This window comes from Burkholderia sp. IDO3 (assembly GCF_003366075.1).
In the GTDB taxonomy this organism is placed as follows: domain Bacteria; phylum Pseudomonadota; class Gammaproteobacteria; order Burkholderiales; family Burkholderiaceae; genus Burkholderia; species Burkholderia anthina.
This window is the reverse complement of sequence record NZ_CP028963.1, coordinates 249,066-269,793: the sequence shown is the minus strand read 5'-3', so window position 1 is coordinate 269,793 and position 20,728 is coordinate 249,066. Positions and strand designations below refer to the sequence as shown.

Here is a 20,728-nt window from a genome sequence, read left to right as displayed (position 1 = left end):
ACGTTTACCCGAGTCTCGCCGGAAATCCGTAAGAAATTTATTAACCGACCGGTCGGTTGGTTTATACTTCGCACACATTCAACCGGACGAGAACCTCCGCCATGTACACGCAATCCCTCGACATCCCCGGCAACGTCGCGCCACTCGACGCCGCAGCCGAGTCGCCCGAGCAAGCGCGGTTCGACGCGATCATGGCCGCGGACGGCAAGATCGAACCGCAGGACTGGATGCCCGACGCCTATCGCAAGACGCTGGTGCGCCAGATCTCGCAGCACGCGCACTCGGAAGTCGTCGGCATGCTGCCGGAAGGCAACTGGATCTCGCGCGCGCCGAGCCTGAAGCGCAAGGCGATCCTGCTCGCGAAAGTCCAGGACGAAGCCGGCCACGGCCTCTATCTTTATAGCGCAGCCGAAACGCTCGGCGTATCGCGCGATTCGCTGATCGATGCGCTGCACGCCGGCAAGGCGAAATATTCGAGCATCTTCAACTACCCGACGCCGACCTGGGCCGACGTCGGCGTGATCGGCTGGCTCGTCGACGGCGCCGCGATCATGAACCAGATCCCGCTGTGCCGCTGCACGTACGGGCCGTACGCACGCGCGATGATCCGCGTGTGCAAGGAAGAGTCGTTCCACCAGCGCCAGGGTTTCGACGCGCTGCTGTCGATGATGAAGGGCACCGACGCGCAACGCGCGATGGTCCAGCAGGCGGTGAACCGCTGGTGGTGGCCGGTGCTGATGATGTTCGGCCCGAGCGACGCCGATTCGGTCCACAGCAGCCAGTCGTCGAAATGGGGCATCAAGCGGATCTCGAACGACGATCTGCGGCAGAAGTTCGTCGACGCGACGGTCGACCAGGCGAAGGTGCTCGGCGTAACGCTGCCCGACCCGGACCTGAAATGGAACGAAGCGCGCGGCCGCCACGACTACGGCACGATCGACTGGGATGAATTCTGGCGCGTCGTCAACGGCGACGGCCCGTGCAACAAGGAGCGCCTCGCGACCCGCGTGAAGGCGCACGACGACGGCGCATGGGTGCGAGAAGCCGCGCTCGCGCACGAAGCGAAGCGCCGCGCCCGCGCCGAACAGCACGCCGCCTGAGCGGCAACCATCGAATACAGGATTCAGGAGAGAGTGATGAACAAGGAATGGCCGATCTGGGAAGTGTTCGTGCGCAGCAAGCAGGGCCTCGACCACAAGCATTGCGGCAGCCTGCACGCGGCCGACGCGTCGATGGCGCTGCGCATGGCGCGCGACGTCTACACGCGCCGCCAGGAAGGCGTGAGCATCTGGGTGGTGCCGTCGTCGGCGATCACCGCGTCGGATCCGGCCGAGAAGGCCGAGCTGTTCGAGCCGGCGGGCGACAAGATCTACCGTCACCCGACGTTCTATACGCTGCCCGACGAAGTCAACCACATGTAACGCCGCGCCATGACGATCACGCCCGAACACCTCTCCTACGTGCTGCGCCTCGCGGACAACGCACTGATCCTCGGTCAGCGCAACGCCGAATGGTGCGGCCACGGCCCCGTCCTCGAGGAAGACATCGCGCTCACCAACATGAGCCTCGACCTCATCGGCCAGGCGCGCATGCTGTATACGCACGCGGCCGAACTCGAGCGCCAGCTCAACGGCGCGGCAAAGACGGAAGACGATTACGCATACTTTCGCACCGAGCGCGAGTTCGCGAACTTCACGCTCGCCGAGCTGCCGCACTACGGCCCGCTCGCCGGCACCGCGCACGCCGACAAGGACTACGCGGTGACGATCGTGCGCAACTTCCTCTACGCGACGCTGATGCTGCACGTGTGGACCGCGCTCGAAACGTCGACGGACGCGCAACTCGCCGCGATCGCCGCGAAGTCGGTGAAGGAAACCCGCTATCACGTGCAACATGCGCGCGAATGGCTGGTGCGCCTTGGTGACGGCACCGACGAATCGCATCGCCGCGCGCAGGCCGCGCTCGACTATCTGATGCCGTACACGCGCGAATTCTTCGCAGCCGACGCAATCGACGACGCCGTCGCCGCGCCGGGCATCGCCCCGGCACCGGCCGCGCTCGAAGCGGCATGGCGCGCGGATGTCGACGATGCGCTCGCGGAAGCGACGCTGACCCTGCCGGCGCCCGTGCAGCACGTAACGACCGGCAAGCAGGGCGAGCACTCGGAACACATGGGTTACCTGCTCGCGGAAATGCAGAGCCTCGCACGCCAGCATCCCGGCGCGACCTGGTAATCGACCGACCCAACGGAGAGCCCGACGATGTCCGTCCAGACCGCCGCCCCCGCCAACGCCGCACCCGCCGCGCATCGCAACGATCCGTTGCTCGCGCGCGCGTGGGACGTGCTCGAAGCGGTGCCCGATCCCGAAATCCCGGTCGTGTCGATCCGCGAGCTCGGCATCCTGCGCGACGTCCGTCGTGCGGACGACGGCCTGCTCGAAGTCGTGATCACGCCGACCTACTCCGGCTGCCCGGCCATGTCGCAGATCGCCGAGGACATCGCCGCCGCGCTGCACGCCGCCGACCTGCCGCCGCACCGGATCGAGACGGTGCTCGCGCCCGCGTGGACGACCGACTGGATCACGCAGGAAGCGCGCGACAAGCTGCGCGAGTACGGCATCGCGCCGCCCGTCGGCCAGTGCGGCAGCACCGCGCCGCGGGAAAACGTCGTGCGCTTCGTGCCGCGGCCGGTCGCGGCGCCCGTTTGCCCGCGCTGCGGCTCCGCCAACACCGAGCGTCTCGCGCAATTTGCGTCCACGGCCTGCAAGGCGCTGTATCGCTGCGTCGACTGCCGCGAACCCTTCGACTACTTCAAACCCTATTGATCATGGCGACCCCGCAATTTCATCCGCTGCGTATCCGCGACGTGCGGCCCGAGACCGCCGACGCCGTTACCGTCTCGTTCGACGTGCCGCCCGAGCTGCGCGACGCTTACCGCTTCACGCAAGGCCAGTTCGTCACGCTGAAGACCCACATCGACGGCGAGGAAACGCGCCGCTCGTATTCGATCTGCGTCGGCACGACCGACTACGACCGCGACGGCGAACTGCGCATCGGCATCAAGCGCGTGCGCGGCGGCCGCTTCTCGAACTTCGCGTTCGACACGCTGAAGCCGGGCCACACGATCGACGTGATGACACCGGACGGCCGCTTCTTCACGCACCTGAATGCCGACCTCGGCAAGCAGTACGTCGCGTTTTCCGGCGGGTCGGGCATCACGCCGGTGCTCGCGATCGTGAAGACGACGCTCGAACTCGAACCGCGCAGCACGTTCACGCTGATCTACGGCAACCGCAGCGTCGACGCGATCATGTTCGCGGAGGAACTCGAGGACCTGAAGAACCGCTACATGAACCGCTTCGTCCTGTACCACGTGCTGTCGGACGATCAGCAGGACGTCGAGCTGTTCAACGGCGTGCTCGACCAGGCGAAATGCGCGGAATTCCTCGACACGCTGACGCCGGCCGACGCAATCGACGAAGCGTTCATCTGCGGCCCCGCGCCGATGATGGACGCGGCCGAAGCCGCGCTGAAGACGGCCGGCGTGCCGCAGGCGAAGGTGCACGTCGAGCGCTTCGGCACGCCGCTGCCGCAGGCCGGCGCGCCCGTCGTCGAGATCACCGACCAGACGCCCGCGGCGGACCTCGAAATCGTGCTCGACGGCAAGAGGCGCAAGCTGCGCCTGCCGTACGAAGGCGTGAGCCTGCTCGACGTCGGCCTGCGCGCGGGCCTCGCACTGCCGTACGCGTGCAAGGGCGGCGTGTGCTGCACGTGCCGCGCGAAGGTGGTCGAAGGCGAAGTCCGGATGGAGAAGAACTACACGCTCGAGGAACAGGAAGTGAAGGACGGCTTCGTGCTCACGTGCCAGTGCCACCCGATCAGCGACAAGGTCGTCGTGAGCTTCGACGAGCGTTGAGCGGCGTCGCATCGGCGCGCCGCACCGGTTTCTCGTCGTCACACATCTCGCTTACACTAGGGGCCGCCGGCCGGCTGGACGTTGCAACGTCCGCCCGGCCGGCGGTTTTCTTTTGTTGATGACAGGCCGATGAGTACCATTCACGTGATTCAGGGCGGCACCGCTGCCGCGTCGCTGCGCGAGGCCCTCGCACAGGCTGGACGCGACGAGCTCGTCGTCGGATTGCTCGACGATCTCGCCGTCGGGCCGCTGAAGGGCGCCGACGAGACGCCCGACACGCGCGCCGCCTTCTGGCAGCGCGTGCTCGGCGACCGGGTTCCCGACTGGAACGCGGAAGTCGAACACGAATTCGCACGCCTCGACCAGCTCGCGATGGACACGGGCCAGGTGGTCGTCTGGCACGCGCCGAGCGTCGGCGACAAGCTGCTGCTGCGGCGCGTCGCCTATCATCTGCGCAACGTGCCGCAGCGCCTGAACGAAGTCCGGCTGTCCGCGGCCGACCTCGACGCGCCCGAACGCGCGGCGCTGGGCCGCCGCGACCAGGCATGCTCGACCGGGATGTTCTCGCCCGCGGCGCTGGCCCGCAAACGGCCGGTGGCCGCGCCGATCTCGGTGCTGCGCATCGGTCGCCTCGCGCTCGAATGGCAGGAAGCGAAACACCTGAATGCCGAACTGCGCTACTGGGTCAGCAACACGATCAAGAGCGGCCAGTACGCCGACCTCGACGCGCTGATCGTCACGCATGCGCAACCCGGCTGGCTGCCCGCGCGACAGCTCGTGGGCGGCATCATGGCCGACGCCGACCGCGGCGGGCTGTTCGTCAGCGACGCGATCGCCTGGTGGCGCTGTCGCGAACTCGCGGCGGCCGGACGGCTCGAGCTGCAGGACGATGCGCCGACCGCCCTCTCTTCCACGCAGGTGCGCGCGGCAGCCGCGCATCGCTAACGCTACTCTTCAGCATTCGACCATGGCCCGTACCCGAGCGCCCGACCACGAATCCCAGCGCGAGCAGATCCTCGATCTCGCCGCCGAGAAATTCGCGCAGACGAGCTACCCGAGCACGTCGATGTCCGATCTCGCGACCGCGAGCGGCACGTCGAAGGCGCGTCTTTATCACTATTACGAGAGCAAGGAAGCGATCCTGTTCGACCTGCTCGATCGCTACACGAAGCGGTTGATGCTGATCATCGCGGAGGTCGAGGGCGCGAGCCAGCGGCGCGGGCTCAGCGAGCGCGACGCGTTCGCCGAACTCGTGCGCGCCTTCCTCTCCGAGTACGAGACGTCGCACAGCCGCCATGTCGCGCTGCTCAACGACGTGAAGTATCTGGAGGACGCGCAGCGCGAAATCGTGCTCGACCGCCAGCGCGACATCGTCGCGGCTTTCTCGCGTCAGCTCGCGCGCGCCTATCCGGACCGGATCTCGAAGGAAAACCAGACGTCGGTCACGATGATGGTGTTCGGGATGATCAACTGGACGTTCACGTGGCTGAAGCCGGGCGGCCGGCTCGGCTACCGCGACTTCGCCGAACAGGTCATCGACCTGATGGAGCGAGGGCTGGCCCCAGGCGCGTGATTGCCGCGCAGCAGCATGCGTTGCGTGACGGGCACACTGCGACCGCTCGCCGCGCGTTTCATGTGATAAATTTTTAATCCGTTAAAAATCAAAGAGATACAAAATTAACTAAGCGGATTTAGAATTCACCCTCTTCATAAATAACGTCAAATACGGGTTTTCCCCAACTCTGCTCGGGTAAAATGCTGTTGCAATGCACAAATCACTGTGCTGCCACGCACTGAGGAACCCACGATGAACACGCAAGTCAACGGTCGCGCCGATGCAGTCGGCAACGCCGGTAGTGCGCCGGTTCTCGTCAGGGAACTGGCTTCCAAAGATCGTGAGCGAATGCTCACCCACTTTCTCTCGCTCGACGAAGAGGACCGCCTGCTGCGCTTCGGCCAGATGGTCCCCGACCACGTGATCGAGAACTATGTCCGTACGATCGACTTCGGTCGCGACACCGTATTCGGCGTGTTCGACCACGCGCTCGAGCTGATCGGCGTCGGCCATCTGGCCTACCTGCCGGTCGACGGCGACACGCGCACGGCCGAATTCGGCGTGTCGGTGCTCGAAAGCGCGCGCGGCCGCGGCGTCGGCTCGAAGCTGTTCGAGCGCGCGGCCATCCGCAGCCGCAACACGCGCGTGACGATGCTGTACATGCACTGCCTGTCGCGCAATGCAACGATGATGCACATCGCGAAGAAGTCCGGGATGCGCATCGAGTATGCGTACGGCGAAGCCGACGCGTATCTGTCGCTGCCGCCGGCAGACCACTCGACGATCATCGCCGAGATGCTGCAGGAGCAGGCCGCGGTGTTCGACTACGCACTCAAGCGCCAGGCACACCGCACGTCGAAGTTCATCGAATCGCTGATGCCCGCCGCGCTGACGGCGTGACATCGGCCGACCGGGCTGCCGCACGGCGCCCGGTCTTCTCCCTTTCCCTCCTTCGCGGCGCCGCACGCTAGCGCACCGAGCGGATCGGCAACGCCGTCGTCTCCTTGAAGCATTCGAGTGAAAAGCTCGTCTTCACGTCGATCACCGACGGATGATGCAGCAGATGCTCCTGCACGAAGCGGGAGAAATGCGCCATGTCCTCGACCTGTACGCGCAGCAGGTAATCCATGTCGCCCGTCATCGCGTGGCACGCGACCACCTCCGGCCAGGTCTGCACGGCCGCGCGGAACAGTTCCGCGTGGGTCGCGCCCGCGCGCGCGGACGTCTCGTCGGCCCGGACCGGCGCCAGGCCGCCGCGCTTCTCGAGCCGCACGCTCACGTACGCGAGCAGATCGAGCCCGAGCTTCTGCGGATCCAGCAGCGCAACGTAGCCGGTGATCACGCCGATCTCCTCGAGCCGCCGGATTCGCCGCAGACACGGGCTCGGCGACAGGTTCACACGCTCGGCGATCTCCTGATTCGACAGCCGGCCGTTCTGCTGAAGAATCGCGAGAATCCGCCGGTCGATCGCATCCAATTCGACCTGCGCCATTTTCTACCCTCCATCGATTATTTCGAGACTGGAAATTGCGCCATCGTAGGCACGGACGATCAAGTTCGCAAGTTTACGCTCCGCCCCGCCCGCTACACTTTGTCGCATGAACCGATTCGTGGCGCGCGCCACCTTCGACACGAAACCGGCCCGAGCCCCGTCGCGCCCGGGCGAATCGCAAAGCACACTGGAGACACGGCATGCAGATCCCCAACTGGGAAAACCCCGTCGGCACCGACGGCTTCGAATTCATCGAATACACCGCACCGGATCCGAAAGCACTCGGACAACTGTTCGAACGGATGGGTTTCACCGCGATCGCACGCCACCGCCACAAGGACGTGACGGTCTACCGTCAGGGCGACATCAACTTCATCATCAACGCCGAACCCGATTCGTTCGCGCAGCGCTTCGCGCGCCTGCACGGCCCGTCGATCTGCGCGATCGCGTTCCGCGTGCAGGACGCCGCGAAGGCGTACAAGCGCGCGCTCGAACTCGGCGCATGGGGCTTCGACAACAAGACGGGCCCGATGGAGCTGAACATTCCGGCGATCAAGGGCATCGGCGATTCGCTGATCTACTTCGTCGACCGCTGGCGCGGCAAGAACGGCGCGCAGCCGGGCGCGATCGGCGACATCAGCATCTATGACGTCGATTTCGAGCCGATCGCCGGCGCGAACCCGAATCCGGCCGGCCACGGCCTCACCTACATCGACCACCTGACGCACAACGTGCATCGTGGCCGCATGCAGGAATGGGCGGAATTCTACGAGCGCCTGTTCAACTTCCGCGAAGTGCGCTACTTCGACATCGAAGGCAAGGTGACGGGCGTGAAGTCGAAGGCGATGACGTCGCCGTGCGGCAAGATCCGGATCCCGATCAACGAGGAAGGCTCGGACACGGCCGGCCAGATCCAGGAATACCTCGATGCGTACCACGGCGAAGGCATCCAGCACATCGCGCTCGGCACGAACGACATCTACGGCGCGGTCGACGGCCTGCGCGGCAAGGAAGTGAAGCTGCTCGACACGATCGACACGTATTACGAGCTGGTCGACCGCCGCGTGCCGAACCACGGCGAATCGCTGGACGAACTGAAGAAGCGCAAGATCCTGATCGACGGCGCGCGCGACGACCTGCTGCTGCAGATCTTCACCGAGAACCAGATCGGGCCGATCTTCTTCGAGATCATCCAGCGCAAGGGCAACCAGGGCTTCGGCGAAGGCAACTTCAAGGCGCTGTTCGAATCGATCGAGCTCGACCAGATCCGCCGCGGTGTGGTGCAGGACAAGGCCTGACCCATCGCGCGATGCGGTGCCCGGGGTAGCCTGGGCGTCCGCGCGAACCGGCGGCGCAAAGAAAAAGGGCGGGAATCGCAAGATTCCCGCCCTTTGTCGTTCCGGCGCGGCCCGACGGCCGCGCAAACGGATCAACGCACGCTCGCCTTCGGCGCGACGGCGCGCTCGGCCGCCGGCTGCGCGTCGGCGTCCTGCGCCGGCACGATCTGACGCATCTGTACGCCGGCTGCCGCCAGCGCGCTCGCGCCTTGCGCGTGCACCGGGCCGGTCATCGCGAAAAACGCGGCGGACACGATCAGGAAACTCTGGATATGACGTGTGTTCATTGCACCTCCTTTAAAACTACCGGCGCCTCCCCGGTTGCGTCGAATCGGGCCGACGCGGCCGGGCACCTCCGGCAGGCCGACAAGATTAACGGCATTTGTACGAAGAAGGGGGCGGCTTTACATGCTTTTACATGATGTAACTCAGCGCCTCGCGCGATTTCAGTGACGCGTCGCGGCACGCCGGCCGGTGGGCGGCGGGTTTATCCCAGTGCTACCATCACTTAAAACCGGCCAATATGCCGGCCACTGCCGACACGTTCACAAGACGTCGAAGCAACTGAAGTTTTGGTGATCCCAAACTGGGTGGAGGAGACAGTTCAATGAATGCCCCGCTAGACGCAGGCCAACGCGCGTCGCTCGAAGCCGCGCTGAAGTCCGTCACGCTTGACGACAAATACACGCTCGAACGCGGCCGCGCGTACATGAGCGGCATCCAGGCGCTGGTGCGCCTGCCGATGCTCCAGCAGGAACGCGACCGCGCCGCCGGCCTCAATACGGCCGGCTTCATCTCCGGCTATCGCGGCTCGCCGCTCGGCGGCCTCGACCTGTCGCTGTGGAAGGCCAAGCAGCATCTCGCCGCCCACCAGATCGTATTCCAGCCCGGTCTCAACGAAGACCTCGCCGCCACCGCCGTGTGGGGCTCGCAGCAGGTGAACCTGTATCCCGGCGCGAAGCACGACGGCGTGTTCGGCATGTGGTACGGCAAGGGTCCGGGCGTCGACCGCACCGGCGACGTATTCAAGCATGCGAATTCGGCCGGCTCGTCGCGGCACGGCGGCGTGCTCGTGCTCGCCGGCGACGACCACGCGGCGAAATCGTCGACGCTCGCGCACCAGTCCGAACACATCTTCAAGGCGTGCGGGCTGCCGGTACTGTTCCCGTCGAACGTGCAGGAATATCTCGACTTCGGCCTGCATGGCTGGGCGATGAGCCGCTACTCGGGCCTGTGGGTCGCGCTCAAGTGCGTGACCGACGTGGTCGAATCGTCGGCATCGGTCGACATCGACCCGCATCGCACCGAGATCGTGCTGCCGACCGACTTCATCATGCCGGACGGCGGCCTGAACATCCGCTGGCCGGATCCGCCGCTCGTGCAGGAAGCGCGGCTGCTCGACTACAAGTGGTACGCGGCGCTCGCGTATGTGCGCGCGAACAAGATCGACCGGATCGAGATCGATTCGCCGCAGGCGCGCTTCGGCATCGTGACGGGCGGCAAGGCGTATCTCGACGTGCGCCAGGCGCTGACCGACCTCGGCCTCGACGACGAAACCTGCGCGCGGATCGGCATCCGGCTCTACAAGGTCGGCTGCGTGTGGCCGCTCGAAGCGCAGGGTGCGCAGGCATTCGCGCGCGGCCTCGACGAAATCCTCGTCGTCGAGGAAAAGCGCCAGATCCTCGAATACGCGATCAAGGAAGAGCTGTACAACTGGCCCGATGCGCAACGGCCGCGCGTGTTCGGCAAGTTCGACGAGAAGGACGGCGCCGGCGGCGAATGGTCGGTGCCGATGGGCAACTGGCTGCTGCCCGCGCACTACGAACTGTCGCCCGCGATCATCGCGAAGGCGATCGCGACGCGTCTCGACAAGTTCGAACTGCCGTCCGACGTGCGCGCACGCATCGCCGCGCGGCTCGCGGTGATCAACGCGAAGGAAATGGCGCTCGCGAAGCCGCACGTGCAGACCGAGCGCAAGCCGTGGTTCTGCTCGGGCTGCCCGCACAACACGTCGACCAACGTGCCGGAAGGCTCGCGCGCGATCGCCGGCATCGGCTGCCACTACATGACCGTGTGGATGGACCGCAACACGAGCACCTTCAGCCAGATGGGCGGCGAAGGCGTGCCGTGGATCGGCCAGGCGCCGTTCACCGACGAAAAACACGTGTTCGCGAACCTCGGCGACGGCACCTATTTCCACTCCGGCCTGCTGGCGGTGCGCGCGGCGATCTCGTCGAAGGCGAACATCACCTACAAGATCCTCTACAACGACGCTGTCGCGATGACGGGCGGCCAGCCGGTCGACGGCGTGCTGACGGTGCCGCAGATCACGCACCAGCTCGCGTCCGAAGGCGCGAAGAAGATCGTGATCGTCACCGACGAGCCGGAAAAGTACGACAGCCAGAAAGCGCTGCTCGCGCCGGGCGTGACGATCCATCACCGCGACCAGCTCGACGACGTGCAGCGCGAGCTGCGCGAGATCGAAGGCACGACGATCCTGATCTACGACCAGACCTGCGCGACCGAGAAGCGCCGCCGCCGCAAACGCGGCACGTATCCGGATCCGGCCAAGCGCGTCGTGATCAACGATGCGGTGTGCGAAGGCTGCGGCGACTGCTCGGTGCAGTCGAACTGCCTGTCGGTCGAGCCGCTCGAAACCGAGTTCGGTACGAAGCGCCAGATCAACCAGTCGAGCTGCAACAAGGACTTCTCGTGCGTGAAGGGCTTCTGCCCGAGCTTCGTCACGGTCGAGGGCGGCCAGTTGAAAAAGCCGAAGGCCGTGGCGGTCGACGGCGGTGCGCTGCCGCCGATTCCCGAACCGACGCTGCCGGCAATCGAGCGTGCGTACGGCGTGCTCGTCACGGGCGTCGGCGGCACGGGCGTCGTCACGATCGGCGCGCTGCTCGGGATGGCCGCGCACCTGGAGAACAAGGGCGTGACCGTGCTCGACGTCACGGGCCTCGCGCAGAAGGGCGGCGCCGTGATGAGCCACGTGCAGATCTCGCACGCGCCGACCGACATCCACGCAACGCGGATCGCGATGGGCGAAGCGGACCTCGTGATCGGCTGCGACGCGATCGTCACGGCCGGCGACGAATGCACGTCGCGGATGCGCCACGACACGACCCGCGTGGTTGTCAACAGCGCGCAGACGCCGACCGCCGAGTTCATCAAGAATCCGAACTGGGCGTTCCCGGGCCTGTCCGCGGAGAACGACATCCGCGCGGCAGCCGGCGAGGCCGTCGATTTCATCGACGCGAACCGCTTCGCACTCGCGCTGCTCGGCGACGCGATCTACACGAACCCGTTCGTGCTCGGCTACGCATGGCAGAAGGGCTGGCTGCCGCTCACGCTCGCGTCGCTCGAACGCGCGATCGAGCTGAACGCGGTGTCGGTCGAAAAGAACCGCGCGGCGTTCGACTGGGGCCGGCGCGCCGCGCACGACCTCGCGAGCGTGAAGCAGGCCGCGGCCGGCGATGCACGTCCGGCGCAGGGCGCCACGGTGATCGCGCTGCACACGAAGAAGGCGGTCGACGCACTGATCGCGAAGCGTGTGACGTTCCTCACCGCGTACCAGAACGCCGCGTATGCCTCGCGCTACGCGGCCTTCGTCGACAAGGTGCGGGCGGCCGAACGCGCGCTGGCCGACGGCGACGCCGTGCAGGAGCCGCTGACCGAAGCGGTCGCGCGCAACCTGTTCAAGCTGATGGCGTACAAGGACGAATACGAGGTCGCGCGGCTGCAGTCCGATCCCGCGTTCCTCGCACGCCTGTCGTCGCAATTCGAAGGCGACTGGAAGCTGAAATTCCACCTCGCGCCGCCGCTGTTCGCGAAGACGGATGCACACGGCCATCTCGTGAAGAAGGCGTACGGCCCGTGGATGATGTCGGCGTTCCGGCTGCTCGCGAAAGCGAAGTTTCTGCGCGGCACCGGGCTCGACCCGTTCGGCCGCACCGCGGAGCGCCGCACCGAGCGCGCGCTGATCGGCGAGTACGAAGCGCTGATCGGCGAAGTGACGGCCACGCTGAGCGCAGCCAACCGCCCGCTCGCACTCGAGCTCGCGGCGCTGCCGGACGGCATTCGCGGCTACGGCCACGTCAAGGAGAACAACCTGCGCGCGGTACGCCAGAAGTGGAACACGCTGCTCACGCAGTGGCGTTCGCCGACGGGCGGCCATTCGCGCCAGCAGGTCGCGTAACGGCGGACGGCGGGCGTTCGCGGTCAGGAGGCCCGCCCGCACTGTCGTGGCTCACCGGAAAGCCCATAAAAAAACGCCACGGAACGCGGGTTCCGTGGCGTTTTTCATTGCGCCGCGCACGACGCGCGGCACACGCGGGCGCGAACTTACTTCGTGTTCGCGTTCGCGGCGGCCACCGCCGTCATGTTGATGATCCGGCGCACGGTCGCGGCCGGTGTCAGGATATGGACCGGCTTCGCTGCGCCGAGCAGGAACGGGCCGACCGTCACGCCTTCGCCGCCGACCATCTTCAGCAGGTTGTACGCGATGTTCGCCGCTTCGACGTTCGGCATGATCAGCAGGTTCGCTTCGCCCGACAGCGTCGTGCCCGGGAAGGCAGCCTTGCGGACCGCTTCGGACAGGGCCGCGTCGCCGTGCATTTCGCCGTCGACTTCGAGGTTCGGTGCACGCTCGCTGATCAGCTTGCGGGCTTCCGCCATGCGGCGCGACGACGCCGACGGTGCGCTGCCGAAGTTCGAGTTCGACAGCAGCGCGGCCTTCGGCGCGATGCCGAAGCGCTCGATCTCGGCCGCCGCCTGGATCGTCATGTCGGCGAGCTGTTCCGCGCTCGGCAGCTCGTTCACGTACGTGTCGCACAGGAACAGGTTGCGGCCCGGCAGCATCAGCAGGTTCATCGCCGCGTAGTGCTCGGCGCCCTTCGCACGGCCCAGCACCTGCTCGATGAACTTCAGGTGCGTGTGGTACGTGTCGATCATCCCGCAGATCATCCCGTCCGCATCGCCCAGGTGCACGAGCATCGCGCCAATCAGCGTGTTGAACTTGCGCAGCGCGGCCTTCGCGACTTCCGGCGTCACGCCGTCGCGCGCGCCGATGTCGTGATAGGCCTGCCAGTAGCGGTGGTAGCGCGTGTCGTCTTCCGGATTCACGATCTCGAAATCGACGCCGGCCCTCAGCTTCGAGCCGATCTTCTGCAGACGCATCTCGACGACCGACGGACGGCCGACGATGATCGGCTTCGCGATCTTCTCCTGCAGCACGAACTGCGCGGCACGCAGCACGCGCTCGTCTTCGCCTTCGGCGAACACGATGCGCGCCTGCTTCTTCTTCGCGGTCGCGAACACCGGGCGCATCACCATGCCCGTGCGGTAGACGGTCGCGCCGAGCTGTTCGCGGTACGCGTCCATGTCCTCGATCGGGCGCGTGGCGACGCCCGAATCCATCGCGGCCTGCGCGACGGCCGGCGCGATCTTGATGATCAGGCGCGGGTCGAACGGCTTCGGAATCAGGTAGTCCGGCCCGAACTCGAGCGAGTGGCCTTCATACGCCTTCGCGACTTCCTCGCTCTGGTCGGTTTCCTCGGCCAGCTCGGCGATCGCGCGCACGCATGCGAGCTTCATTTCTTCCGTGATCGTCGTCGCGCCGACGTCGAGCGCGCCGCGGAAGATGAACGGGAAGCACAGCACGTTGTTGACCTGGTTCGGGTAGTCCGAACGGCCGGTCGCGACGATCGCGTCCGGACGCACGGCCTTCGCGTCTTCCGGGCGGATTTCCGGTTCCGGGTTCGCGAGCGCCAGGATCAGCGGGCGCTCGCCCATCGTCTTGACCATGTCCTGCTTCAGCACGCCCGCGCTCGAGCAGCCGAGGAACACGTCCGCGCCGACGATCGCATCGGCGAGCGTGCGTGCGTCGGTGGTCGCCGCATAGCGCTGCTTCGACGGATCGAGGTTGCCGCGCCCTTCGTAGATCACGCCCTTCGAATCGGCGACGAGGATGTTCGACTTCGTGAGGCCGAGGTTCACCAGCAGGTCCAGACACGCGATCGCTGCCGCGCCCGCGCCCGAACACACGAGCTTCACTTCCGACAGCTTCTTGCCGACGACCTTCAGGCCGTTCAGGATCGCGGCCGACGCGATGATCGCGGTGCCGTGCTGGTCGTCGTGGAAGACGGGGATCTTCATGCGCTCGCGCAGCTTCTGCTCGATGTAGAAGCACTCCGGCGCCTTGATGTCCTCGAGGTTGATGCCGCCGAGCGTCGGCTCGAGCATCGCGATCGCCTCGACGAGCTTGTCGGGGTCGGATTCCGCCAGCTCGATGTCGAACACATCGATGCCCGCGAACTTCTTGAACAGGCAGCCCTTGCCTTCCATCACCGGCTTCGCGGCGAGCGGGCCGATGTTGCCCAGGCCGAGCACGGCCGTGCCGTTGGTGATGACGCCGACGAGGTTGCCGCGCGACGTGTACTTCTGCGCGTCGAGCGGATCGGCGTAAATCGCGTCGCACGCAGCGGCGACGCCCGGCGAATACGCGAGCGACAGATCGAGCTGGTTCGACAGCGGCTTGGTCGGGGTGACCGAAATCTTGCCGGGTTTCGGGTTCAGGTGATACGCGAGAGCTGCCTGCTTCAGTTGTTCGTCCATGATTGACCTGCGAGAGACATGCGAAATTTTGACGGTTCAGTACACAGCACCTTCAGCCGCGTCTGCTTGAATCGAGGGGATGGTCGACTGCGAGACGGCACGCGACGCGCCGGGTCGGCACGCCATCGAACCTTGGCGGGTAGTGGCAAGAAGAAAGTACAAAGTACTGAACGATTTCTAAGGGTCGCCTAGTGTACACCCCCTAAATGACGCACGTTGGTGCAGCGCCGCATCCTCCGTATCAGCATCCGGCCGGTCGCGCCCCGTTTGTTTCGCCGGTGGTGAGCGGCGCGCCGAACCTGCGCGAATTCCGCCGAAAACCGGCCTGAATCGGGTAAAATAGCGGGCTACGCGCGCAGCGATGCGATTGGCCCTCCGATCGCGCCCCGGCCCCTCGGGCAGGTTCCCCTTGCTGCGCCACCGGGCCCGCGCCCGCTCTTCGCTCATCACCCAAGGAATGCCCATGACAGGCTACGATCGTCAGTCGATCTCGGATACGACCGCCAAAATCCTGCTCGAAGTGCAGGCGGTGCACTTCAACGCCGAAAAACCGTTCATCTTCACGTCCGGCTGGGCAAGCCCCGTCTATATCGACTGCCGCAAGCTGATTTCATATCCGCGCGTGCGCCGTGCGCTGATGGAAATGGCGGAAACGACGATCATGCGCGACGTCGGCTTCGAGCAGATCGACTCGGTGGCGGGCGGCGAGACGGCCGGCATCCCGTTCGCGGCATGGCTCGCGGACCGCATGATGGTGCCGATGCAGTACGTGCGCAAAAAGCCGAAGGGTTTCGGCCGCAACGCGCAGATCGAAGGTCATCTGGAAGAAGGCTCGCGCGTGCTGCTGGTGGAAGACCTGACGACCGACAGCCGCAGCAAGATCAACTTCGTCAACGCGCTGCGCACCGCGGGCGCGACGGTGAACCACTGCTTCGTGCTGTTCCACTACAACATCTTCAAGGAAAGCGTGTCGGTCCTGAAGGACATCGACGTCGACCTGCACGCGCTCGCGACGTGGTGGGACGTGCTGCGCGTCGCGAAGGCATCGGGCTACTTCGAGACGAAGACGCTCGACGAAGTCGAGAAATTCCTGCACGCGCCGGCCGAATGGTCGGCTGCACACGGCGGCGCGACGGCCCCGAAGGAATGACGCCGCGCCGGCATGCAGGCCGGCATCCTGGCTGAAAAAGCCGCTCGCTTCACCGCGAGCGGCTTTTTTTCGTCCGTCGGATCCGCATCAGGAACGATCGAAGTCGCGCGCCGCGACGTGCGTCGCTCATCGAACCCTAATGCTAGACTTGATCCATCGCCGCCATCAGCTGCGCGAGCTACGCACAACGCCAACAAACGCCGGGCTCGTCGGGCCGGCCCACGTGACGGGAGAAGCGCCATATGCGTGTGGATCGCCGGATCACTTCGCCTGTGCCTTCGGGTCGTCCGCCTGCGTTCATCGCCGCCCTTCTCTGCATCGCCGTCTGCGGCGCATTCGCCATTCGGCCCGCGCGCGCCGAAGGCCCGTTCACCGTGTCGAGCGACGACCTGAAACCGGGCGGGCGCGTCGGCCTCGCGAACGTGTTCGATCGCGGCGACTGCAAGGGCGAAAACCGCTCGCCGCAGCTCACGTGGCGCAACCCGCCCGCCGGCACGCGCGGCTACGCGGTCACGATCTTCGATCCCGACGCACCCGGCCACGGCTGGTGGCACTGGGCCGTCGCCGGCATTCCCGCGACCGTCACGAGCCTGCCCGCCGATGCGAGCGCGTCCGGCTTCCTGCAACGCATCGGCGCGAGCGAAGCGCGCAACGACTTCGGCACCGACGGCTACGGCGGCCCGTGCCCGCCGCCGGGCAAACCGCACCGCTACGTGATCACCGTCTACGCGCTGAAGGGCACGGACCTGCGCGTCGCGCAAGGTCGCCCCGCGCCGATGTTCGAGCACGAAATCGGCACGCTGACGATCGGCACCGCGCGACTCACGGTCACTTACGGGCAATAGCCATGCACATCACGTGAGCCGCACCGCACCGCGCCGCGCCGGCCGCCAGGCCGATTCCCCGCAGCGACGAATTTCTGTGCGTGCGCGGGGCGCGTTTTTCCCGTCATTCCGGCTTGCTAGACTCGGCTGCACCGGTCGCGGCATCCCGCCGCGCATCCGCCGCGCCGCCTGACCGCGACGCGTGACGCGGCAGGCCGCGGCGCCTGCCGTTGTCGTCCTTTTCCGGAGAACGCTTCATGTCGAACATCGTTATCGTCTATCACAGCGGCTACGGTCACACGCAGAAACTGGCCGATGCCGTTCACGCGGGCGCGCAGGACGCCGGCGCCACCGCACGCCTGATCGCCGTCGGCGAGCTCGACGACGCGAGCTGGGCCGCGCTCGACGCGGCGGATGCCATCGTGTTCGGCGCGCCGACTTACATGGGCGGGCCGTCCGCGCAGTTCAAGCAGTTTGCCGACGCAACGTCGAAACCGTGGTTCACGCAGAAGTGGAAGGACAAGATCGCCGCCGGCTTCACGAACTCGGCGACGATGAACGGCGACAAGTTCTCGACGATTCAGTATTTCGTCACGCTGGCGATGCAACATGGGATGGTGTGGGTCGGCACGGGCATGATGCCGGCCAACTCGAAGGCGGCCACGCGTAACGACATCAACTACGTCGGCGGCTTCACGGGCCTGCTCGCGCAGTCCCCGGCGGATGCGACGCCCGACGAGGGCCCGCTGCCGGGCGACCTCGAGACCGCGAAGGCGTTCGGCCGGCGCGTCGCCGAAGCGACGGCCCGCTGGGTGGCCGGCGGCCGCTGAGCGCGCCCGCGCCGCCGGCGGAGCAATGCCGGCGCGCGTCAAAGGGACACAAGACGGCCCGCGGGCCGTCTTTTTTTCGCCCCGTGCGGTGCAGGCCCGCCGGATGACGTCTTAAAATATTGGTTTCAGGGCGCCGCGGCTCCCGTTTCATTCAGTGAGAGCGAAATGAGCACCAAAGTTTTTGTCGACGGCCAGGAAGGCACGACCGGCCTCAAGATCTTCGAATACCTGTCGGCACGCAACGACATCGAGATCCTGCGCATCGATGAAGCGAAGCGCAAGGACGTCGACGAGCGCCGCCGCCTGATCAACGCGTCGGACATCACGTTCCTGTGCCTGCCCGACGTCGCGTCGCGCGAATCGGCATCGCTGGTCGAGAACCCGAACACGACGCTGATCGACGCGAGCACCGCGTTCCGCACGAGCGCCGACTGGGCGTACGGCCTGCCGGAACTGACCCGCGCGCAGCGCGAGAAGATCCGCACGTCGAAGCGCATCGCGGTGCCGGGCTGCCATGCATCGGCCTTCGTGCTCGCGATGCGTCCGCTCGTCGACGCGGGCATCGTCGCGCCGACGTTCGCCGCACACAGCTATTCGATCACCGGTTACAGCGGCGGCGGCAAGTCGATGATCGCCGAGTACGAAAGCGCGGCGCCGGGCGGCAAGCTCGCGAGCCCGCGTCCGTACGCACTGGCGCTTGCGCACAAGCACCTGCCGGAAATGGCCGCGCACACGGGTCTCGCACATGCGCCGATCTTCACGCCGATCGTCGGGCCGTTCCTGAAGGGTCTCGCCGTGACGACCTACTTCTCGCCCGAGCAGCTCGCGAAGCGCGCGACGCCGCAGGACGTGCAGCGCGTGTTCGCCGAGTACTACGCGGACGAGCCGTTCGTGCGCGTCGCGCCGTTCAACGCGGACGCGAATCTCGACAGCGGCTTCTTCGACGTACAGGCGAACAACGACACGAACCGCGTCGATCTGTTCGTGTTCGGCAACGAAGAGCGCTTCGTCACGGTCGCACGACTCGACAACCTCGGCAAGGGTGCGTCGGGCGCCGCGATCCAGTGCATGAACCTCAACATCGGCGCCGCCGAGGATAGCGGCCTGAAGCGCTGATCCTCCTTGCACGCGATGCAAAGCCGGCCGCTGGCCGGCTTTTTATTTACTCGTGCCAGGCAATATATAAAACCACGCTCGCGCATTTACAAATATTTACAAGCTTTCCGTTGCGCGATTACCAGTGAATTAATTCCCCCTCCTTTTTATCCAGTCAATCCCGAATAGGGATAAACCGGATACCGCCACTTTAAACGCTGCCGTTATACGCGGGAAGGCCATTGGAAAGCCGGCCGCGCGTGGCAGATCCCCCACTTCGGCAGCGCCTCGCCAGCCTCGTCGCGTTTTAATTCTTACGTAAAACCCCATCCAGAAAGGAATTGAAACGCCAAAGCCGTTTCAATCGCCTTTTTTAGACGAGTTCATCAATTGACAGCAAAAACCCAGGCAGCGACATTAGCTCGCACAATTAAACGATTGGAGACAGCGGCATGTCGCACGCCTTATCGAAGGGGGTGGCAACGGCCTTTGCCATCACCCCTTTTCTGATTGCCTGTGGTGGAGGAGACGGCGGCTCGCCCGCGCCGATCAACACACCCCAATGTTCCGGATCGAGTTGCGGCACGCAAGGGCCGCCGCCGTCGCAGCCCGTCAACGGCACGCTGTGCCCGGCCGATGCCGACATCGTGAAGAGCACGTATCTCGGCGGCGCCGGTAGCGGCGAGATCGTCAGCGTCAACATCGACGCGGTCGCGATGACCTACACGCTCAAGTGGCTCGAATCGCCGATTCCGCTCGCGACCGGCACGGTCACGCCGAGCCGCGCCGGCACGACCATCACGGGCAAGGTCATCCACCCGCCGACCGGCACGCTGCCGACGGCCGAGCAGACGCGCTGCGCGTTCGTCCTCACGCCGGGCACCGGTACCGCGCCGAACGGCTCGACCTATTCGACGGCCGCCGACTTCAACCAGGCGAACCCGCCGATGCTGCTGGTCGGCATGGGTGTCGCGGGCGGCGGCATCCCGGGGGCGACGGTCCAGTACGACGGGCTGACGATCAGCCTCGCCGGTATCCCGCTCTACAAGAACGTCGGCCAGGTGCCGAACCGCCACTTCGATTTCTATCCGTTCCTCGGCTTCTCGAACACGACGACCGATCTCACGAAGCTGCCGGGCACGTACAACGCACTGCTCTACCACCTCGTGCCGTCGGGCAACTATGCGACGAAGGGCATCAACTCGAGCGAGACGTTCGACGCGAACGGCGCATGCACGTCGACCTCCGGCAGTTGCGAGACGACCGGCAATCCGTGGACGGTGAACGCGAACGGCAGCTACCTCGACAGCACGCAGGCCCCGCAGATCCTGCCGCAAACGTCGCTCCCGGTGGTCGGCACGACGGGCAAATCGGGCACCGCGCACATGGTGATCGGCCAGCTCAACGGCGCGACGGTGCCGGTGGTCGTGCGCACCGGCTACGTGTATCTCGGCACCGATGCGGCGCTGCACACCGACGCAAAGGTCGACGACGAATCGGGCATCGCGGTACTCGCCGCGGCGAGCGCGATCCAGTCGGGTGCGATCGACGGCGGCTACGCAGGCGCGGATTCGAACTTCAAGTACACGGCCGCACTGATCCGCGGCAGCAACGCGTCGTTCATCAATCCGACCACGCAGGCCGAAGAAGACGGCTTCACGCTCGACTACGGCCAGACGACGGCGGGCCTGCTGAACGCAACGACTACGCCGCCGAGCGGCGCGAGCTACCCGTCCGCATCGGGCGTGGTGATCGCGACGGGCGGGCTGTATGCGGCGCTGATCCAGGGCACGGTGAACGGCGGCGTCACGCAGACGTCGGCGAATTCGACGACATCGTCGACACCGTACTTCGGCGTGGGTGCGCAGATCAGCAAGTAGCGATCGGGGACGCGGCGGCGGCCGGTGCGCCGCC

18 protein-coding genes are annotated in these 20,728 nt (G+C 65.9%); 15 read left to right on the top strand and 3 right to left on the bottom strand.

Going from position 1 to position 20,728, the window contains the following annotated elements:
- Nucleotides 1–101: 101 nt before the first annotated feature.
- The 8 genes from paaA (at nt 102) to DCN14_RS15625 (ending at nt 6,371) form a co-directional block, all read left to right on the top strand.
- The gene (gene paaA, locus DCN14_RS15660; protein ID WP_096508225.1) at nt 102–1,100 is read left to right on the top strand and encodes a 1,2-phenylacetyl-CoA epoxidase subunit PaaA; all 999 of its coding nucleotides are present in this window, start codon (nt 102–104) and stop codon (nt 1,098–1,100) included.
- Nucleotides 1,101–1,136: 36 nt separating this feature from the next.
- Nucleotides 1,137–1,421 carry a 1,2-phenylacetyl-CoA epoxidase subunit PaaB gene (paaB, locus tag DCN14_RS15655; RefSeq protein WP_006752453.1) on the top strand — a complete coding sequence of 95 codons (285 nt, stop codon included), beginning with the start codon at nt 1,137–1,139 and terminating at the stop codon, nt 1,419–1,421.
- A gap of 9 nt (nt 1,422–1,430) precedes the next feature.
- On the top strand, nt 1,431–2,234 hold the full coding sequence (gene paaC / locus DCN14_RS15650) for a 1,2-phenylacetyl-CoA epoxidase subunit PaaC (RefSeq protein ID WP_096508224.1): 804 nt from the start codon (nt 1,431–1,433) through the stop codon (nt 2,232–2,234).
- Between the two features lie 27 nt (nt 2,235–2,261).
- A complete protein-coding gene (gene paaD, locus DCN14_RS15645) occupies nt 2,262–2,825 on the top strand; it encodes a 1,2-phenylacetyl-CoA epoxidase subunit PaaD (protein ID WP_096508223.1) in 564 nt (187 codons plus the stop codon).
- Nucleotides 2,826–2,827: 2 nt separating this feature from the next.
- A complete protein-coding gene (gene paaE / locus DCN14_RS15640) occupies nt 2,828–3,916 on the top strand; it encodes a 1,2-phenylacetyl-CoA epoxidase subunit PaaE (RefSeq protein ID WP_096508222.1) in 1,089 nt (362 codons plus the stop codon).
- A gap of 129 nt (nt 3,917–4,045) precedes the next feature.
- Entirely contained in the window at nt 4,046–4,861 is an 816-nt protein-coding gene (locus DCN14_RS15635; protein WP_096508221.1) for a DUF1835 domain-containing protein, read from the top strand.
- 22 nt (nt 4,862–4,883) lie between these two features.
- On the top strand, nt 4,884–5,489 hold the full coding sequence (locus DCN14_RS15630) for a TetR/AcrR family transcriptional regulator (RefSeq protein WP_096508220.1): 606 nt from the start codon (nt 4,884–4,886) through the stop codon (nt 5,487–5,489).
- A gap of 234 nt (nt 5,490–5,723) precedes the next feature.
- Nucleotides 5,724–6,371: a GNAT family N-acetyltransferase gene (locus tag DCN14_RS15625; RefSeq protein WP_096508219.1), complete on the top strand. Its 648-nt coding sequence runs from the start codon at nt 5,724–5,726 to the stop codon at nt 6,369–6,371.
- A gap of 67 nt (nt 6,372–6,438) precedes the next feature.
- Here the strand turns inward: DCN14_RS15625 and DCN14_RS15620 are convergent, their stop codons facing one another.
- The gene (locus tag DCN14_RS15620; RefSeq protein ID WP_096508218.1) at nt 6,439–6,963 is read right to left on the bottom strand and encodes an Lrp/AsnC family transcriptional regulator; all 525 of its coding nucleotides are present in this window, start codon (nt 6,961–6,963) and stop codon (nt 6,439–6,441) included.
- Between the two features lie 200 nt (nt 6,964–7,163).
- Between DCN14_RS15620 and hppD the strand changes: the two genes are divergently transcribed.
- Nucleotides 7,164–8,261, top strand: coding sequence for a 4-hydroxyphenylpyruvate dioxygenase (hppD, locus tag DCN14_RS15615; RefSeq protein ID WP_096508217.1), 1,098 nt, complete (start codon nt 7,164–7,166; stop codon nt 8,259–8,261).
- A gap of 131 nt (nt 8,262–8,392) precedes the next feature.
- Here the strand turns inward: hppD and DCN14_RS15610 are convergent, their stop codons facing one another.
- Nucleotides 8,393–8,587 carry a hypothetical protein gene (locus DCN14_RS15610; RefSeq protein ID WP_096508216.1) on the bottom strand — a complete coding sequence of 65 codons (195 nt, stop codon included), beginning with the start codon at nt 8,585–8,587 and terminating at the stop codon, nt 8,393–8,395.
- A 320-nt stretch (nt 8,588–8,907) separates the two neighbouring features.
- Between DCN14_RS15610 and DCN14_RS15605 the strand changes: the two genes are divergently transcribed.
- Nucleotides 8,908–12,498, top strand: a complete 3,591-nt coding sequence (locus DCN14_RS15605) for an indolepyruvate ferredoxin oxidoreductase family protein (RefSeq protein ID WP_096508215.1) — start codon at nt 8,908–8,910, stop codon at nt 12,496–12,498.
- 146 nt (nt 12,499–12,644) lie between these two features.
- Here DCN14_RS15605 and DCN14_RS15600 read toward each other — a convergent pair whose 3' ends face one another.
- A complete protein-coding gene (locus tag DCN14_RS15600) occupies nt 12,645–14,915 on the bottom strand; it encodes an NADP-dependent malic enzyme (protein ID WP_096508214.1) in 2,271 nt (756 codons plus the stop codon).
- A gap of 463 nt (nt 14,916–15,378) precedes the next feature.
- On the opposite strand from DCN14_RS15600, the gene DCN14_RS15595 reads away from it, so the two are divergent.
- From DCN14_RS15595 to DCN14_RS15575, 5 genes are all read left to right on the top strand, one after another.
- Nucleotides 15,379–16,065: an orotate phosphoribosyltransferase gene (locus tag DCN14_RS15595; RefSeq protein WP_006752465.1), complete on the top strand. Its 687-nt coding sequence runs from the start codon at nt 15,379–15,381 to the stop codon at nt 16,063–16,065.
- 242 nt (nt 16,066–16,307) lie between these two features.
- Nucleotides 16,308–16,910 (top strand): YbhB/YbcL family Raf kinase inhibitor-like protein, encoded by a 603-nt coding sequence (locus tag DCN14_RS15590; RefSeq protein WP_096508213.1) that lies wholly within the window; start codon nt 16,308–16,310, stop codon nt 16,908–16,910.
- 236 nt (nt 16,911–17,146) lie between these two features.
- On the top strand, nt 17,147–17,719 hold the full coding sequence (locus tag DCN14_RS15585) for a flavodoxin family protein (protein WP_096508212.1): 573 nt from the start codon (nt 17,147–17,149) through the stop codon (nt 17,717–17,719).
- Between the two features lie 165 nt (nt 17,720–17,884).
- Complete coding sequence (gene argC, locus DCN14_RS15580; RefSeq protein ID WP_096508211.1) at nt 17,885–18,835, top strand: N-acetyl-gamma-glutamyl-phosphate reductase; 951 nt, start codon at nt 17,885–17,887, stop codon at nt 18,833–18,835.
- Nucleotides 18,836–19,266: 431 nt separating this feature from the next.
- Nucleotides 19,267–20,694 (top strand): DUF2957 domain-containing protein, encoded by a 1,428-nt coding sequence (locus DCN14_RS15575; RefSeq protein WP_096508210.1) that lies wholly within the window; start codon nt 19,267–19,269, stop codon nt 20,692–20,694.
- The last annotated feature ends 34 nt before the right edge of the window (nt 20,695–20,728 follow it).